The organism is Brevibacillus sp. (assembly GCF_003521185.1).
GTDB lineage: Bacteria > Bacillota > Bacilli > Brevibacillales > Brevibacillaceae > Brevibacillus > Brevibacillus parabrevis.
In genome coordinates, this window is sequence record NZ_DOTK01000076.1 from 47,417 (window position 1) to 65,055 (window position 17,639).

Genomic DNA, 17,639 nt, shown 5'->3' on the forward strand with positions numbered 1-17,639 from the left:
CCCTCCTCGCTTTTGCAACTGCTCCCTACGCTCCCAAAAATCGCTTGGCCGCAGGAATCCGCCTGATGACAAGCAAATCGACAAGCAGCACGGCAACCAGGGAAATGCCCACCAGCGGAAAAAACAGTCCAAACGCGATGATGATGGCTGCGACGCCTTTCATCAGCTTGTAGTTTTTCGGCAAAGCTGGCGCTCCCAGCTTGCCAGCCGGCTTGCGTTTCCACCACATGATCAGCCCGGTAAGCGAAATGCCTACCAAGCCGAGGCAAGTCAATGCCGCCAAAAGCTGGTTCGGCCAGCCGAAAAAGCGTCCCTCGTGCAAAGCGATGCCGATTTCGATTGCTTTTGCCATTGTCCCGTAATCGGCAAAACGCAAGTCAGCGAGCACCTTGCCGCTGTATTGATCGATGTGCAGCGTCGCGTTATCTACCGGAGATTTCGGGAAAACCGACACGGTGTAGACGCCTTTTTCTCCTTCGGGCAGATTGATCGTATATCCGGCAGGGACTTTGCGCTCAGTAGCAATGTTGACTACTTGTTCCAACGGCAATGTTTGTACTCCGCCTTTTTGAGCGGATTCCGGCACGGGCATGTTTTCGGCAGCCCACGATACTTCGGCAACAGCCTTTGTCGGGATCACCGACTCCGGTACGCTACCCCACAGTTGGTCGGGGTAGCCGGATTGTGCGGAAGTGGCTGCCTTGTTGACGTAATCGCCCCAGACGCCAGACCACGGCAAGCCTGTCATGATCAGTACAGCGGTAAACAAAGAGAGCCAGAAAGCGGGCACAGCATGCAAATCCCGCCAGAAAATGCGTTTTCCTTGCGTGAATCTCGGGATCAGCGTTCCGTACAGCGATTTTGTGTTGCGCGGCCACCACAGATAGACTCCGGTTACGAGCAAAATCATTCCCCAACAGGCTGACAGCTCGATAATCCGGTCGCCTGTTTTCCCTGCCATCAGCTCGCCGTGAAGTTTTTTCATGACTTGCATGAGCTTGTTCTGATCATTCAGATCGCCGACGATTTTGCCGTCAAACGGACTGACGAAGACAGTTTTGCTGACCTTGTGTTCGACAATGCCGACCTCAGCCGTTCGTGTCGGCTCATCAGACGGACGGTAGCGTGTGATGACGGCTTCCGGATAAGCCTGTCTTACTGCCTCAACCTGCATGGTCGGCGATACAGCCGTATGTCCCGCCGCGACATAGTAAAGGTCCTTGTACATCCACGCTTCAATCTGCGGCTTGTACAAATAAATTCCGCCAGTGATAGCTAATAAAATCAGAAAAGGAGCAAAAATAATACCTGCGTAAAAATGCCACCGCCAGATCGCCACATACAAGCGTTTTTCCTTTTGTGGCTCCTCTGTTGCTTCTTGCTGATACGTTTGCGGCATCGCCATATACCCGCGTTCCCCCTCGTACTGATGATTTTACGAAATTGAGTATATGACGATTGCCCGTTTCGCTACATGACTCAACCTGGCTATTTTGGGCATGAATATGTGTCGGAAGATTGACAAGTTTCAGTTCCCGCTTCCCAAAAAGAAAAGGATATAGAGGCGGCTCTATACCCTTTTTCTGTATCGATTAAAAATCAAAGTTGTCCGGATCTGGACCGACGCGATGATTTTCATTCAAGCCGTCGATCAGCTCCATATCTTCTTTTGTCAGCTCAAAATCAAACACCGAGGCATTCTCGACAATGCGCTGTTCTTTTGTCGATTTCGGAATCGTCACAACGCCATGCTGCAAGTCCCAGCGCAAGATGATTTGGGCAATCGATTTTTGGTACTTCTCAGCGATCCCTTTCAGGACAGGATTGTCCAGCAATTGGCCCTGCATCAGCGGCGACCACGCTTCAAACTGGATGCCCTGCTCCCGGCAGTAGGCGCGCAGCTCTGTTTGGGACAGTCGCGGATGGAACTCCACCTGGTTGACCATCGGCTTGATTTCGGCGTCCTTGAGCAGCTCTTCGAGATGATGAATGTGGAAGTTGCTCACTCCGATCGCCTTGACGCGCCCTGCTTTGTACAAAGTTTCCAGCGCTCTCCACGCCTCTTTGAATTTGCCTTCCACCGGCCAGTGAATCAAGTACAGATCGAGGTAATCCAGCCCCAGCTTGTTCAGGCTCGTTTCGTAGGCAGCCAAGGCGGATTCGTAGCCAAGGTCGGCGTTCCACACTTTTGACGTCACAAAAAGGTCTTCTCTCGCCAAGCCCGCTTCTTTCAGGCCAGCGACAATGCCGCGTCCGACACCTTCTTCGTTCTCGTAAATCGCCGCCGTGTCGATGCTCCGGTAGCCGTGCCGGATCGCAGCTTTTACGGCGTTTTCCAGCTCCGATCCTTCCGCGACTTTAAATACGCCAAGGCCCAGCCAAGGCATTTTCACGCCGTTGTACAGTGTGGTAGTCTCTTGCAAATGCTTTGCCATGATTAATTTCCTCCATCCCTATTGTCTATTTATGAAAGACAGTCTACAGTAGTCAAATATGCGGGGTACGGTTTGACAAGTGCTATTATGAGAGACAATAGCCAAAAGAGAAAGTACGTACTTTTTTGTGCGATAGGTACTAAAAAGTGCCTATGCATGCAGGAGGGAACCGTTCTTGAAAAAGAAGTACAACATTTCAGTCGAAGCCACACTCGAAGTTATCGGCGGCAAATGGAAGTGCGTCATTCTTTGCCATCTGACGCACGGGAAAAAACGCACGAGCGAGTTGAAGCGGCTCATGCCCGGCATCACGCAAAAAATGCTCACCCAACAGCTACGCGAGCTGGAAGACGATGGGATTATCAACCGGATCACTTACAATCAGGTTCCGCCAAAGGTCGAGTACGAGCTGAGCGAGTACGGCTGGAGCCTGAAAAGCATTTTGGACGCGTTATGCGCCTGGGGTGAACAGCATATTATCAAGGAGTACGGGGACAAATATGCTGTATTGGAAGACAGCATTCTCAATAAATAACAACCGCGGCACCCCCATTCATGTGATTGAGAAAAGGATAGGTTCACCTTGGAAGCAACCGCATCTCCTGTTTTGCGCCAGTTGGGCAGCTCTGCCCTGCTGCTGTCGCCGCTGGGGCTTGGCTGCTGGCAGTTCAGCAACGGCAATGACATGGTCTACTCCTTTTCCTCGGTTGCCAGTGAAATGCGGGAAATGGTCGGCGAACTTTCGCGAGTCTGGTCTGAAAAAGACGTTGCCGCTCATCGAAGTGTTGGACGAACTGGCAGACAAATACGCGTCCTCCTCCACACAAAAAGCAGGCTGTGATCCGCGAGTAGATCACAGCCTGCTTCGTTTTTTCAAGAACGCAGCCAATCAACGGCGCGCCTTTTCCCGTTTTCCGCTGATGGCAGTAAGAATCGCCGCCCCCAACACCATCACTCCGCCGATCCACGGCGTATGAATCAAGCCCAGCGAATCTACGACGATTCCCCCTACAAAAGCTCCGATGGCGATTCCGAGATTGAACGCAGCAATATTGATCGCAGACGCCACATCCACCGCGCCGGGAACGTATTTTTCCGCGAGCTGCACCACGTATACTTGCAGCCCTGGCACATTCATGAACGCCAGCAAGCCCATCAACATAATCGTAATCGTGCCTGCCACCTTGAACGGCGCGGTAAACGTAAGAATGAGCAAAATGACTGCCTGAACCACAAACATGAAGAACAACGCTCGCAGCGGATTTTTGTCGGCTGCCCTCCCTCCGACTGTGTTACCGATGGCAATAGCGATGCCGTACACAAGCAAAATCAGACTGACGACATTGGCATGATAGCCTGTGATCTCTTCCAAAAGCGGCGTCAAAAACGTAAAGGTGACAAACGTTCCGCCGTAACCGAGTGCCGTAATGGCGAAGGCCAGCAACAATCGGCTATTTGTGATAATTTTCACTTGGTCTTTCAGCGAGGCAAGCTTGCCTGTTTTCAACTGGCTGGGAACGAGTATCGCGGTCGCCACCAAAGCAATCAGGCCAAGGATGGCTACGCCCCAAAACGTCGCTCTCCAGCCAAACATTTGACCAATAAACGTTCCCAAAGGCACACCTGTAACCGTGGCGACCGTCAATCCGGTAAACATCGTCGCGATCGCACTTGCCCGTTTATTTTCAGGCACCAGGTCTGCCGCAATGGTCGAGCCAATGGAAAAGAAGACACCATGGGAAAAGGCCGTGATGAAACGGGCAATGAGCAGCAAAGCAAAGCTTGATGACAGCGCAGCGACGCTGTTTCCGACGATGAAGACCACCATTAGCAAAAGCAGCAGCGTCTTGCGCGGGATTCGGCTGGTCAGCGCGGTAATGATCGGCGCTCCCACAGCCACGCCCAGCGCGTAGCCGGAAATCAAAAGTCCGGCGAGCGTGATCGTTACATGCAAATCTTGCGCGACAGTAGACAACAGACCGACAATGACAAACTCCGTCGTTCCAATGCCAAATGCACTGATTGCGAGAGCAAGTAAAGCGAGCGTGGAGTTTTTCGCACCTTTTTCATGCTGCTCTCGGTTGATAGCTGTGCTCATGATGAAAACATCCTCCTGTTATTTTACTTGCCAGTCATTCGGCAGGGCCCTTGCGCATCATGATTGGCGAATATGTTGTGTTGCTGATTGCCATTATCGAGCATGCGAGCTTTTAGCGGAAGTACGTACTTTTTAGTAGCATAGGCACAAAAAAGTGCCTTAGGCGCGCCGGATAAATCTGTTCAAGCCTGCCTGGCCCGCGTTCCCTTTGCACAAAAAAACGTCTCTCGGCCCTTTATAACTGGCCGGTGAGACGCTCTGACGACAGCTGGCTTAAAAATCGTTTGGTTCGTTCATGACTTGGCGCAGAAAAAAGCCGAGCTGGCGGGCCTTCTTCAATGATCCTGCCATCGTGCATGACGACGACTCGGTCTGCCACTTCGCGGGCAAAGCCCATCTCGTGCGTCACCACGATCATCGTCATACAGCAAAATAAAAGATGATCAGTCAAAAGGTGATCATGTGGATTGTAAGTAGCAAAAAGCTAATGAAATTTTAGCACTAAAAACAGGAAAAAATGAGTGAGCATAAGCGTAGTCAAATTAATAGAATTAATTTAGCAAATAGCATTGACATACAAAATAAAAAATGTAAAATTTTTCATAAAAAGTTATCTACTTACACTTCGGGACAAAAAGGTAAGTTTTTCGCAATTTCCATCCTGTTTATATCATTACAATTTTAATTTAGGAGGACTTTATGAAAAAGTTACTGAGCGCTTTTGCTATCTTTGCATTAATATCCAGCCCATTAAGTATCGTGAATGCTGAATCAGAGTACAACAATGAGGAAATTCAAAAAGTTGCCTTAGCAAGTGGGAAAAGCGAACAAGAGGTAATCAAATTGCTGAACCAGAGACAAGAACGACTCAAACAGACAAGGGAGAACTGGTCGAAAATCATCCAAAAACAACGTGAAGAATTTAAGGACGAAGTAGACAAACAGAAAGCCAACCTAGGGAAAAAGAATGAAAAGGTTGAGATGATCCGTATTATTACGTCAATCGATCCTAAATTTGAGAAACAGAACTTCTCTTACAATGAAGAATCTGGGGAACTTCAGTTGGAAACGACATCTGGAACCGGGCAGATTGGCACTTATGGCGATATACTGATTACACTTGATTCTGGATCAGAAAGTTCAGGTACGTTTTACGGAGGTCATGCTGCTATTGTATCTGAGGATAGCAACTCCTGGACTATAGAGTCGTTCGCAAAAGGGTGGAGTCCGCAAGCGCCGAAAATTGACGGCGTTTATTGGCACATAAATGACTGGGCAAATCGATACGATACTGTGGCAGGATATCACGTAAAAAAAGCTTCTTTATCCGACTACACTGACGCTGCACTATACGCTGAGGACAACTTGTACAAACCTTACAACTTTAATTACTTCGACAAATGGGACACTACATCTTTCTACTGCTCACAAATAGTCTGGCGTGCATGGTATAACCAAGGCTTTAACCTAGATTCTGATGGCGGAGATGAAGTATGGCCAGAAGATATTGCTAATTCTTCGAAGGTTATCCCATTCTACAGTGCTGGTATCTAAAAGCACAAGAAAGGTAGGAAAATCCCGTATTTTCCTACCTTTCTGTCTATATTAAAAAGGAGAGTCTATGAGAAGTAAATATTTACGTTTTAAATTTTTTCTGTTAGTTTTTGGAGTTACAGGTGTTTTAAGTATAATAATGTTAAGCACCGGACAACTTTCATATAAGATTAATAAAAATGCAGAAAATTACATAATACTTCGCACTTCATTTATAGAGAACAAAAGTAAATTAGAGATATATTCTGAAGACAAAAAAATAAATGAAGAGAGTATTGACCAAGGAGCATTAAATAGTCTTATTAAGCATAAGAATGATTTTTATATTTCTTCTAGATATAAAGGCGATTACTATATTCTTTCTAAAAATGGGCGGTTAATTAAGAAAAGAATTGAGTCAGGAAAAGGAATTACAAATACATTCTATAACAATGATAAAATTACATTTATCACCAACTGGGGGCAAAAAAAAGAGAAGGGAATTATTTCTTACACGAGTGGAATATATTTACTTAACGCTAAAAGTGAACCTGTCGAATTTGTTCTAAATAATGGATTTTTCACAAGCGGAACCTTTTTTAATAATCATATATATGTATTAACATTTGACCCAACAGTTAAAGAAGAGCAAATATTAAAAGTAAATTTCAATGGTGAAATAGTAAAAAAATTTGTACTTGGCAGATCTCCCCGATTTGAGTTCAGATCCATTACCACAAGTAACGATTTGATATATATGTATTCTAATGATGGAAAATTGCTATTTATAGATACAGCAGATAATCTTCAAGAGATACCCCTTACAAACGGAACTGGTAAAGTATTTAAAATATTTCCTGCTTACCAAGGAATACATGTGCTGTTCTATAATGGAGTTTTTATTCAGATAAAACAAAATAAGGTCAATAGTGTCTTGAAATTGCAAAATGAATCAAATGAGCATTTAATTAGTATCCAATCCAAAATTAAAGGCAAAGTATTACACGTTCTATATACATTTGATAAAGCATATTACGGAAAATCCTATAAATATGAAGGACTTATTCGGCAATATAGCATCGATGATGGCTCTGTATTAGCTAATTTTTATCTTGAGAAACTAGATAATCTAAGATTAGTTGACTTCGATATAACCAATAATTAGATAGTTCAAAAAAGTAATTTGTTGTTTAACAATTCGCTTCAAAGGAAGTGGAATTATGGAATTTTTAATATTTATTGGTTCTTATTTAATTGCATTTCATATACTTTCTATAATTATCACTGGGTGTTTACGTTTTTTTTTACCAAAGATTCATTTTCTTGTCCTTTTATTCACTAATGCGATGCTAGGGATTCTGTTCCTAAAATATTTTGCATTGACTTGGTCAATTTCATTTCTATTTATTAATTTGCTTACTGCATCTATTGGAATGGGAATCGCGAGCTTGCTTAGAAAATTAATTCATAATTTCAGGGAGGACTGAGGAGATCAACATACGTAATTTACTATTGAGCCTATACAATGCTCTTCCAGATTAACGTGTCAAAAAATTACGTAATGGGGCTGCTATTTTCTTCGTTACTTGGCAGTTTGTTGAACCAAGAGCATGCTCTATATTGGGCAACATATATACTTCATTCAGTTATGAGCCACAACCTGTCGTGATGTTGAAAGTTGTGGCTCCTTCCTTTTTTGCTCCCAACTGCTGTTACAAACCTTAAACGTGAACGCTGTCTCTACTTCACTTCCTCTATCTCTCACCTGAACGCTAACCTTCAAAATTCCCCCACAGATGGCTTCGTTTGTATTCTTCAATCACTTTCCTGCTTCATCCTATCGTCTCCACATATATATTCTTCAACAGGACTGTCGACTTCCCTATAGTTACTTTATATTTTCAAACTTTCAAAAATCATCAGTGAGCTTCTCTCTTTAAGTCCCCCATGAATTCGGACACACTTAGTTGGGAAAGAATGCTGACCAGTATTAATATGATTTGCGCAAGCTTCCTCTACAACTACTTCTCCCCTTTTCGCTCGTACAGCTCCCACAAGAGTTTTCCTGCTTTCGATTTCATTTGCCGTAAATCACCTGTCTTCCGTATTTCAGAGCAAATACAATATCGTATTACAGTTCAATGTGCATGCTAAGCTAAACTACTTTTGTCCATCCGTTGGTTTCCTTAATTCATGTAAGCAGTTGGCAGACCAGTTCTCAGTGCATCATTGATTTAACAGGTTTCATTTCCGCTCTTATCTTTATTTTGCGAATGAGCATTATAAAAACTCTAAGAAAAAGTGTCGTTCTATACACTCTCATCCCAGCTCCAATTTTCTCATAGTCGCATCCAACGGCAACATTCCTACCAAACACACCTTTACCCATGCTTCACAGCTGCTTCCTCCGCGCGCGAGATGGCGCGAATATGCGCCGAGCGCAACGAACGATAGCCCAATCCCGCGATCAGCATGGCCAAAACTCCCGCCACAATCGCCACCATGAAGCCTGCGTGGGAACCGAACCCGTCGATCACCCAGCCCGCTGCCGCAGAGCCGAACGCCACGCCAATCCCCAAGCCTGTAATAGCCCATGTCATGCCTTCTGTCACCATCGATCGCGGGACAATTTTTTCCACCAGCCCCATCGTCACAATCATCGTTGGCGCCACTGACAGGCCAGCGAAGAACACGACGATGGCGAGGGAGAAGAGGTTGCTCACCAAAAACAGCGGCAGCATCATGACCATGCACAGCGCGACTGCCTGTAAAAATTGTCGGTGCAAAGGCGCTTTCAAGCTGAGCGTACCGTACACAAGCCCAGCCAGGCACGAGCCGACTGCGTATATCGATAGCACGATGCTCGCAGCGACTTTGTTGCCCTGTTCCTCGGCAAAAGCTACCGTGACGACATCCACCGCGCCAAAAATGACACCCATGGCTGCGAGCGTAAACACCAGTGCCTGCAAGGAGCCGAGCTTGATGACGCTCCCTTTTTCCTCAGGATCAATAGGGCGCACTTTTGGCTCTGTACCCTTTTGCAGCGTAAACAGCACCACTCCTGTCAGCAGGAAAAGGCAAGACAACAGCGGCCCCGCTTCGGGAAAGACTGCCACACTCAAGCTTACGGAAACGATCGGTCCGACAATAAAGCAAATCTCATCCACCACCGATTCAAAAGAAAACGCGGTGTGCAGCTTGGGGGAGCCGCCCAAAATCGCAGCCCAGCGAGCGCGCACCATCGCTGCCATGTTCGGCATTCCCCCGGCGAACAGCGCTGCCAAAAACAGCGTCCAGTCCGGCGCCCCGAGCCTTGTGCATAAAAGCAAAATAGCAGCAGCGGTTACGCTGATCCCCGCAGCAGGCAGCAGCACGCGGGATTGCCCCAGCCTGTCAGCCAGCCGCGAGATATGGGGAGCCAAGAGCGCAGATGCCAAGGCAAACGTCGCTGCCACAGCACCTGCCAGCCAATACTCGCCTCGCAGTTGAGACAGCATGGTAACGATTCCGATCCCCATCATGGAAATCGGCATTCTGGCAATAAAGCCAGCCGCAGAAAACCCCTTCGTTCCAGGAGTTTGAAATATCTCACGGTATGAGCGAAACATGGTGCACCTCCGTAAATGTAGGATGACTTGTCACGACCGTCCTTTCAAGTTGACATACGTCCCGTATGCCAATATCATAAAAACATACGCGACGTATGTCAATCCATACCAATCAAACAGGAGGAGTCCCATGACCCGCAAGACACGCCAAGAAATGCTAACAGAAACCCGCGCCAAGCTGGTAAGTGCAGCCAGACAAGCCTTTGGCACAATCGGATATGCGGACACATCCATGGACGATCTCACAGCCTCTGTCGGACTTACCCGCGGAGCGCTTTACCATCATTTCGGAGACAAAAAAGGTCTGCTCGCAGAAGTGGTCAAGCAAATCGACGCAGAAATGGACGAAAAGCTCGCCACCATCTCCACAGAAGCGGAAAATGCATGGGAAGGCTTTGTCTGCCGTTGCCGCTCTTATCTCGCCATGGCGCTTGAGCCGGAGATTCAGCGCATTGTCCTGCGGGACGCACCTTCCATCCTGGGCAATGCCTACTGGCAATCCTCCCAGTCCCAATGCCTGGCGACGATGGCGGAAACGCTCCGCCAGTTGATGGAAGATGGCATGATTGTCAAAACAGACCACGAAGCGCTTGCCCGGCTGTTGAACGGCGGCCTGGCTGATACTGCCTTTTGGCTCGCCAACTCCGACGCGCCGGAAGCGGATTTGTCCAAAGCGCTGCAAAGCCTCACCGCTTTATTGAACGGTCTGTTGCTGACGAGAGAGCCGCTGAAATAAATCGGCTTTTCCCCAATAAAAAAAGCCGAGAGATCGCAGGAGCAATTCCTTCCTGTCCAGCTCTCGGCTTCCTTCATCTTGGCAGCTCGTTATCCATCGGCGACTTGCGAATCATCGCCACGCTTGATTCCCTGACAATGAGCCTCGGTTCAAACTGTACCCGCTCATATGCACCGGAACCGTTTTCGCGAATCCGTTTCAAAAGCAGCTCGGTAGCCAGCCGTGCCACTTCCTCCCCCATGATGGACACAGAACTGATCTGCGGAGTCGTGATCGTCGTCCAGACGTTGTTGTCGATCCCCACGATCGCCACATCTTCCGGAACGCGAACGCCCAGCTCTTTGAAGCGATTCACGATCCCAATCGCCACCATGTCGTTGACCGCGTAGATGGCGTCCGGCATGTTTTTCAGGCTGAAAAAATAGTCAGCGGCCCGGCGGCCAGTCTCAAAGGAGAAGTCCTCGCCGAAATACACCAGCGAAGGATCGACGTGACTGAGCGATCCTTCGTAGGCAAAGTAGCGTTCCTCGATCTTGTCTTTAGGCGCCCCGGCGTAAGCAATCCGCGTCCGCCCGATTTTGATCAGATGCTCCATGACAAGCCGCCCCTCCTGGCGAGCCATGCTGACGACGTCGGCCTTCACGTTTTCTTCAAGCCTTTTCCCGTAGTTGATAATCGAAACCGGGACGCTCGCCTTGTTGATCAGCGGAACAAGCGTTTTCGGGTAGGCGAGCGGCATGATGATCAGCCCGTCCACATGCAGCTTTTTCACCTCGCGGACAGTCTCCAGCTCGGTCCGCGCATTGCCTGACGTGTTGATTTGCACGACGCGATAGCCGTGCTGCTTCGCCGCTTGCTCCACAGACCAGGCAATGTCCGGGATAATCGCGTTGCGAATGTCCGGCACAGCCAGCGCGATCTGATACGTCTGGCGTACTTTCAGGCTCTGCGCAGAAGTGTTCGGGGTAAATCCGAGTTCCTCAATCACCTGCAGAACCAGCGCTTTCGTCTTCGGGCTGATCCCTTCGCTGTCATTGATCGCTCGCGACACAGTAGCAATTCCTACCCCTGCTTTTTTCGCCACGTCTTCAATCGTCACTTTATGATTGGTATCCAATGCAATGCTTTCCTTTCCTGCTTGGAATCGTTTTCTGCTTTCTTACGAATCTGCCGCTTTTATTATCGTTATTATATCACACGCGGCTCTGGCGGTAATGCAAACGCCACGCCCGGTCAGAGCGCTTCACGCATGCAACAACGGATATTTTCAGCCAAACCAAAAACATTCGCTCGATTTCCCACTCAACAATCAGTCGCACGATTTCCACTCGATATTACAGTTTGACAATATGTCAAAGTTATGACATATTATTTTTCGGAAACGTTTCCTGTTTTAATTACTGATTCCGATCATCATATATTTTATCCACCTACAAGGAGCTGACCATTTATGAAAGCGTTACGCTGGCATGGTTTAAAGGACCTCCGTCTGGAAACAATCGAACAACCTGAACCTCGCAAAGGACAGGTAAAAATCAGAGTGGAATGGTGCGGCATTTGCGGAAGCGACCTGCATGAATACGTAGCTGGACCAATCTTCATCCCGGAAGGAACCGCTCACCCGCTCACTGGCGAAAAAGCGCCAATTGTCATGGGACATGAATTTTCCGGACAAGTTGTCGAGATCGGTGAAGGCGTACAAAATATCAAGGTTGGCGACCGCGTCGTTGTTGAACCTGTTTTCGCGTGCGGCACTTGCGCGGCGTGCAACCAGGGCAAATACAACCTGTGCAGCAAAATGGGCTTCCTCGGCCTCGCTGGCGGCGGTGGCGGCTTCTCGGAATACGTTGCTTGCGACGAACACATGGTTCACAAAATCCCGGACAGCCTCTCCTATGAGCAAGGCGCACTGGTCGAGCCATCTGCTGTAGCTCTTTACGCTGTGCGTTCCAGCCAACTGAAAGCAGGAGACAAAGCAGTCGTCTTCGGTGCCGGACCAATCGGATTGCTCGTGATCGAAGCGTTGAAAGCGGCAGGCGCAGCAGAAATTTACGCTGTCGAGCTGTCTCCTGAGCGCAAAAGCAAGGCAGCAGAGCTGGGCGCAATCGTCCTCGACCCACAAGAATACGACGTGGTTCAGGAAATTCACAACCGCACCAACGGCGGGGCTGACATTGCCTTCGAAGTAACAGGCGTGCCACCAGTTCTCACCCAAGCGATCGAGTCTACGAAAATCGCCGGACAAATCATGATCGTCAGCATCTTCGAACGCGAAGCGTCGATCAAGCCGAACAACATCGTCATGAAAGAACGCTCCATGACTGGCATCATCGGCTACCGCGACGTATTCCCGGCCGTAATCAGCCTGATGGAAAAAGGCTTCTTCCCGGCGGACAAGCTCGTTACCCAACGCATCAAGCTGGACGAAATCGTCGATCACGGCTTCGAAGCGCTCCTGAAAGAGAAAAATCAGGTGAAAATCCTCGTCAGTCCAAAAGCGTAATCGAAAACGATTCCAATATCATGAATCCCTCTCACAAAACAAAGAGCGGACAGGCTGGCTACACTCCGGCCTTCCGCTCCTTTTTCTTTTCTACGCCGCCTTCGCCTCTGTCAGCGCTTTGCGCCGCTCATAGGCAAACAAGGTCATAGCCACTCCCAGCAAAGCGCACAGCATATACATGAACGAATACGAAGACAAATCCGCGACTGGCCCCATGATAATTCCGCCGAGCGAAACACCGAGATCGGCTGTGGCGATAAACAAACCGATCAGGACATTGCGGCTTGCCTGCGGCAAAACAAAGGTCAAATACGTGGTCAATGTCGGATAGAGCAGCGCCTGCGCGATTCCCATCAACACAGCCCCTACGTAAAAGAAGACAAACCCGCCCGCAGCGGACAAGCTCACACTCTGTGCCGCGACAGCGAGTATAAGCATCACTCCCATAATAAAAGAAGCGCGCCATTTGCCATCGGAAGGAATTTTTTTTCGCAAAACAAATCGCGCCAAAACGACCGTTCCCGCCTGTAGCATCAGGAAAACTCCCGCATGACCGCCGGCAATTTGCAGTGCGTACAACGGAATAAAAGCAGTCACCGCCCCGAATACAAGCGAGGATGTCAGCATCAGCACACTGCATGCGAGCAAGTGCGGATTTTTGAAAAATGGGCCGAACGCCGAAAAGGTTTCCGCTTTTCCATTCGCATTCGCCTGTCCTTGCCCGCCAGCCCCGGCTTGCCCATCGCTTGGATCGTCGATTTTGGCGGTGAACCCGACCACACCCGTCAAAATCGCAATCGCGATCATCGTGACGGCAAAGCTGCCCATCTCCCCGGGCTGCCAGATGCCCAAAGCCAAAAGCGGCCCGACGATCCCTGGCAAATACGCGCACAACGAGTACATCGATATCCCTTGGGAGCGTTCTTTTTCCGGCAGGGCATCAATAATGCCGAGCTGCAAAGCCATGGAGAAAAAGGCCGTGCACACCCCTTGCAGCATGCGAGCGACAAAATACCCTTCCAGTCCGGTAAACGTGTACAGGATCAACGCCGCCCCGTTCAGGATCAAAATCGTGCGGAGCACCTTGATCGGCCCGCGCTTTTGAATAATGTGACCAGCCCACGGGCGCAGCAGCATTGTCGTAAACAAATACGCCCCCATGACTATCCCGATGGTCGTATTGGAAGCCCCCAGCGATGAGCCTTGCAGCGGAATGATCACATTCAGTATGGAGTTGGCGCTAAAATAGAAAAGAGTCAAAACATACAACCGCAAAAAAGGCCAGGCCAACGCTCCCTTCACAACAGCTCTCCCTCCTTGTCTGTCGTCGTTACATTACAGCATGACCATGCCCAACAGCTTTCTGGCATAGGCAGACTGTACGTCTTTCAGTTGCTCGACCGCGACCGTCTCTACCACTCGTCCGCGATGTACGATCATCACCCGGTCGCATAAATAAGCCGCCGCCTGCAAATCGTGCGTAATAAACAGGTAGCTCATGCGGTATGTCTGCCCGAGCTGCTTCAACAATTGCAGCACCTGCATTTGCACGGAACCGTCCAACGAACTGATCGCTTCGTCCAGGACGATGCACGTGGGATTTGTCGCGACAGCCCTTGCGATGCACACTCGCTGCACTTCGCCCCCGGACAGCTCATGCGGATGCTTTTGGCGATAGGAGCGATCAAGCCCGACCTGATCCAGCAAAAAGTCGAGCTTGTCACTTGCCTCCTGCCCTCCCATCCCGATCAGGCGCAACGACTCCATAATCGCCGCTTCGACGGTATAAAACGGATTGATCGAAGAAGTGTAATCCTGGAACACAGCGCTGATTTTCCCGGCTCGGCCCCTGCGCTTCGTCACGCTCTCTCCCTCGAACAAAATGCTTCCGCGATCCGGCTGCTCAATCCCCAGCACGAGCCGTCCCAGCGTCGACTTCCCGCTTCCGCTCTCCCCGATGATCCCCAGACATTCTCCGTAATCGCAGGCAAAATGGATATCCGCCAGCACTTGCTCTCTTTCTCTGGAAAAAAGACCTGCTTTTTTATACGCTTTCGCTACCCCTTCAACCTTCAGCAACGTCCACGCCTCCCATCACCTGGCTGAATCGCTGGCTGAGCGCAAGCTTGTTGGACACGAGATAACGCGTATACTCATGCCGCGCCTTGGAAAAGATCTGGTGCGCCGCTCCGCTCTCGACCACTGCCCCTTCCTTCATGACCAGCACCTCATCCGCGATCTTTTTGACGACGCCCAAGTCGTGCGAGACGAAAATCATCGCGCAGCCCGTGTTCTGACGCAAAGCCATGAGCTGCTCTACCACTTCAAAGGCCGAGACGGCGTCGAGAGCGGTCGTCGGCTCATCAGCGATGATGAGATCAGGGGCAAGCACAAGCGCCAGGGCAATCATGATCCGTTGCAGCATCCCTCCGGACAACTGGTGGGGATACTTGTTCATGATCTCCCGCGGATTTCTCAGCATGACGCTCTCCATGGCCGCTGTCAGCCTGGTCGTTATCTCGTCACGGCCCCAGTCAAAGTGAGTAGCAATCGTCTCAAGCAGATGCACCCCGACTACGCATGAAGGGTCAAAGGCACGCATTCCATTTTGCACAATCAGGCAAATCTGTTTCCCGCGCTTTTGGCGCATCTCTTTTTCCGAGAGAGCCAGCAAGTTCTCCCCTTTGAACCGGATTTCTCCAGACTGACGAAGCCCGCTGTCGTTCAGCCGCATAATCGCCTTGCAGGTCAGCGACTTCCCGCTCCCGCTTTCCCCGACAATCGCCAGACAACTCCCGGCTTTTACCTGAAAAGAACTGCCAGCGACCAGGCATTGATTCGTGCCGCTGTCCCAAATTTGCAAATCCGCTACTTCCAGTACAGCCATGTGCAATCACCTCCCGCTCTTTCCACTGATTCCGGTATCCAGGGCGGAAACGAGCGCTTGCGGCTTTTGCCTGCTCCGCCCAAGCTTCGGGTCCAGGGCTGTCTGAAGCGCATCCGCCAAAAAGTTGACCGCGCAAACCGTCAGGACGATCGCCAAACCAGGGGCAAGCATCAGCTCCGGGCGGGAAAACATGACTTCCCGCGCTTCGCTCAGCATCATGCCCCACTCGGCGTTCGGAGCCTGGATTCCCAGCCCCAGAAACGAGAATCCGGATATTTGCAAGATCATCGACCCCAAGGAACTGCTGGCAATCACGGCGATGTCGGGAGTCGCCACCAAAGCGATATGCCTCGTCATGATTTGCCAGTCGCTGATCCCGATCGCCTTGGCAAACCGGACATAATCCGCCTCTGCGTACTGTCTCACAGAGGTGCGAATCACCCTGGCAAACCAGGGCCATTTGGAGAGGACAAACGCAATCAAAATATTTTCCAGGCCCACTCCCATAATCCCGATGATGGCCAAAGTCATCACATACCCGGGAAAAGACAGCATGACATCGCACAACCGCATCAAAACGGCGTCCAGCCGCCCGCGGAAATATCCGGCCACAAAACCGACGATTCCCCCGATGCCCACAGACAACACGAGCGCTGCGAGCACCCACAGCAAGCTGGGACGGATGCCGTAGATCAGCCGGGACAAGACGCATCGCCCCAACTGATCATTGCCAAGCGGATACTCCCACGAAGCCGGAGCAAAGCGCATATCCATATGCACAGCTTTTGGATCATGGGGAGCCAGAAACGGGGCAAAAATCCCGGCTGCCGCAATCAACACGAGAAAAGTGAACGATGCCATGGCGACTTTGTCGTGAAGCGCATTTTTCAGCCATTTCATGCTACAACTCTTCCCTCAGCTTTGGATTCAACGCCGCTTGAAGCACATCTGAAACCGTGTTGAACAAAATAAAAGCGACTGCCAGCACAAGCACGTACGCCTGAATGAGCGGAAAATCCCGGCTCATGATCGCTTTGACGCTCAACGTTCCCAGCCCCGGCCAGGCAAAGACGTTTTCCACCACAACGGTGCCTCCTAAAATGACAGGGATCGCCATGCAAAATACGGCGGTAGTCACCTGCAACGAATTTCTTATGACATGCAGCATGATTTTTCGCTCCGGCAGCCCGCACGCCCGGCTGTAACGCACATACTCTTCATGCAAGTTGCCAAGCACCGCGCTCCTGACCATGCGAAAATAAATGCCTGCGTAGCCAATCGTGGTCACAGCGACAGGCAGCAAGTAGCTTTTGTACGAATCCATGCCGCTCGTCGGCAGCCAGTCGAGCTTGACTGCGAAGTACCAGACCAATATCGCCGCCAGCAAGTAGGGTGGAAGCGAAGCCAGCAAAAAGGATACAGCTCTGACCGCTTGATCTGTCCGCTTGCCTGCTTGCAGGGCGCATATAACCCCGAGGGCGACAGACAGCACGAGAATGGCGGCAACTGAAACCAAAGTCAGCTTGAGCGTATTGACAAAAGCCGGACCGAGCAGCGACCAGACCGATTTGCCCGTGACGTACGAATGGCCGAAATCAAGCTGCAAGCAGCTCAAGAGCCAATCCAGATAGCGCACGATAAACGGCTTGTCCATGCCAAGCTCCGCTTTGGTCTGCGCCACCAGCTCCGGAGTGATCTGCGGTACGCCTTGCGCTTGCAGCACCACCTCTGCCGGGTCGAGCGGCGAGAATTGCATCAGGCAAAAGGTGCAAAACGAAACCAAGACAAGCAGCGGAATCGAAATCAGCAGCCTTTTTAGCAAATAACGCCCCATCTCTA

The 17,639-nt window shown here is 50.0% G+C and carries 16 protein-coding genes and 1 pseudogene; 6 read left to right on the plus strand and 11 right to left on the minus strand.

Annotated features, from left to right (window positions below):
• Positions 1-25 precede the first annotated feature (25 nt).
• Together DEP07_RS22205 and DEP07_RS22210 are read right to left on the minus strand one after the other, a co-directional pair.
• The gene (locus DEP07_RS22205) at positions 26-1,405 is read right to left on the minus strand and encodes a PepSY-associated TM helix domain-containing protein (protein WP_122962180.1); all 1,380 of its coding nucleotides are present in this window, start codon (positions 1,403-1,405) and stop codon (positions 26-28) included.
• 187 nt (positions 1,406-1,592) lie between these two features.
• On the minus strand, positions 1,593-2,435 hold the full coding sequence (locus DEP07_RS22210; protein ID WP_122962179.1) for an aldo/keto reductase: 843 nt from the start codon (positions 2,433-2,435) through the stop codon (positions 1,593-1,595).
• 175 nt (positions 2,436-2,610) lie between these two features.
• Between DEP07_RS22210 and DEP07_RS22215 the strand changes: the two genes are divergently transcribed.
• A complete protein-coding gene (locus DEP07_RS22215; protein WP_122962178.1) occupies positions 2,611-2,970 on the plus strand; it encodes a winged helix-turn-helix transcriptional regulator in 360 nt (119 codons plus the stop codon).
• Positions 2,971-3,018: 48 nt separating this feature from the next.
• Positions 3,019-3,276: a hypothetical protein gene (locus DEP07_RS22220; RefSeq protein ID WP_229049792.1), complete on the plus strand. Its 258-nt coding sequence runs from the start codon at positions 3,019-3,021 to the stop codon at positions 3,274-3,276.
• A 48-nt stretch (positions 3,277-3,324) separates the two neighbouring features.
• Here DEP07_RS22220 and DEP07_RS22225 read toward each other — a convergent pair whose 3' ends face one another.
• Together DEP07_RS22225 and DEP07_RS22230 are read right to left on the minus strand one after the other, a co-directional pair.
• Positions 3,325-4,533, minus strand: coding sequence for an MFS transporter (locus DEP07_RS22225; protein WP_173597910.1), 1,209 nt, complete (start codon positions 4,531-4,533; stop codon positions 3,325-3,327).
• Between the two features lie 235 nt (positions 4,534-4,768).
• A pseudogene (locus DEP07_RS22230) lies at positions 4,769-4,957 on the minus strand (hypothetical protein); the annotation flags it as partial.
• Between the two features lie 275 nt (positions 4,958-5,232).
• On the opposite strand from DEP07_RS22230, the gene DEP07_RS22235 reads away from it, so the two are divergent.
• Together DEP07_RS22235 and DEP07_RS22240 are read left to right on the plus strand one after the other, a co-directional pair.
• Positions 5,233-6,087: a YiiX/YebB-like N1pC/P60 family cysteine hydrolase gene (locus DEP07_RS22235; RefSeq protein WP_122962176.1), complete on the plus strand. Its 855-nt coding sequence runs from the start codon at positions 5,233-5,235 to the stop codon at positions 6,085-6,087.
• A 67-nt stretch (positions 6,088-6,154) separates the two neighbouring features.
• Positions 6,155-7,231 carry a hypothetical protein gene (locus tag DEP07_RS22240; protein ID WP_122962175.1) on the plus strand — a complete coding sequence of 359 codons (1,077 nt, stop codon included), beginning with the start codon at positions 6,155-6,157 and terminating at the stop codon, positions 7,229-7,231.
• A 1,216-nt stretch (positions 7,232-8,447) separates the two neighbouring features.
• On the opposite strand, the gene DEP07_RS22245 is transcribed toward DEP07_RS22240, so the two are convergent.
• Positions 8,448-9,674 carry an MFS transporter gene (locus tag DEP07_RS22245; RefSeq protein WP_122962173.1) on the minus strand — a complete coding sequence of 409 codons (1,227 nt, stop codon included), beginning with the start codon at positions 9,672-9,674 and terminating at the stop codon, positions 8,448-8,450.
• A 130-nt stretch (positions 9,675-9,804) separates the two neighbouring features.
• Between DEP07_RS22245 and DEP07_RS22250 the strand changes: the two genes are divergently transcribed.
• Positions 9,805-10,410 carry a TetR/AcrR family transcriptional regulator gene (locus tag DEP07_RS22250; protein WP_287103022.1) on the plus strand — a complete coding sequence of 202 codons (606 nt, stop codon included), beginning with the start codon at positions 9,805-9,807 and terminating at the stop codon, positions 10,408-10,410.
• A gap of 73 nt (positions 10,411-10,483) precedes the next feature.
• Here the strand turns inward: DEP07_RS22250 and DEP07_RS22255 are convergent, their stop codons facing one another.
• Positions 10,484-11,527, minus strand: a complete 1,044-nt coding sequence (locus DEP07_RS22255) for a LacI family DNA-binding transcriptional regulator (RefSeq protein WP_122962171.1) — start codon at positions 11,525-11,527, stop codon at positions 10,484-10,486.
• A gap of 333 nt (positions 11,528-11,860) precedes the next feature.
• Between DEP07_RS22255 and DEP07_RS22260 the strand changes: the two genes are divergently transcribed.
• The gene (locus DEP07_RS22260) at positions 11,861-12,913 is read left to right on the plus strand and encodes a 2,3-butanediol dehydrogenase (protein ID WP_063229073.1); all 1,053 of its coding nucleotides are present in this window, start codon (positions 11,861-11,863) and stop codon (positions 12,911-12,913) included.
• A gap of 90 nt (positions 12,914-13,003) precedes the next feature.
• Here DEP07_RS22260 and cntE read toward each other — a convergent pair whose 3' ends face one another.
• The 5 genes from cntE to opp1B are packed head-to-tail and all read right to left on the minus strand — an operon-like array spanning position 13,004 to position 17,634.
• On the minus strand, positions 13,004-14,215 hold the full coding sequence (gene cntE / locus DEP07_RS22265; RefSeq protein ID WP_122962170.1) for a staphylopine family metallophore export MFS transporter CntE: 1,212 nt from the start codon (positions 14,213-14,215) through the stop codon (positions 13,004-13,006).
• 33 nt (positions 14,216-14,248) lie between these two features.
• Positions 14,249-14,992 (minus strand): ABC transporter ATP-binding protein, encoded by a 744-nt coding sequence (locus DEP07_RS22270; RefSeq protein ID WP_122962169.1) that lies wholly within the window; start codon positions 14,990-14,992, stop codon positions 14,249-14,251.
• Positions 14,979-15,800 (minus strand): staphylopine uptake ABC transporter ATP-binding protein CntD, encoded by an 822-nt coding sequence (cntD, locus tag DEP07_RS22275; protein ID WP_122962168.1) that lies wholly within the window; start codon positions 15,798-15,800, stop codon positions 14,979-14,981. Before cntD ends, DEP07_RS22270 begins: the two co-directional genes overlap by 14 nt.
• 6 nt (positions 15,801-15,806) lie before the next feature.
• Positions 15,807-16,700 (minus strand): staphylopine uptake ABC transporter permease subunit CntC, encoded by an 894-nt coding sequence (cntC, locus tag DEP07_RS22280; RefSeq protein WP_122962167.1) that lies wholly within the window; start codon positions 16,698-16,700, stop codon positions 15,807-15,809.
• A gap of 1 nt (position 16,701) precedes the next feature.
• The gene (opp1B, locus tag DEP07_RS22285) at positions 16,702-17,634 is read right to left on the minus strand and encodes a nickel/cobalt ABC transporter permease (protein WP_122962166.1); all 933 of its coding nucleotides are present in this window, start codon (positions 17,632-17,634) and stop codon (positions 16,702-16,704) included.
• Positions 17,635-17,639 lie beyond the last annotated feature (5 nt).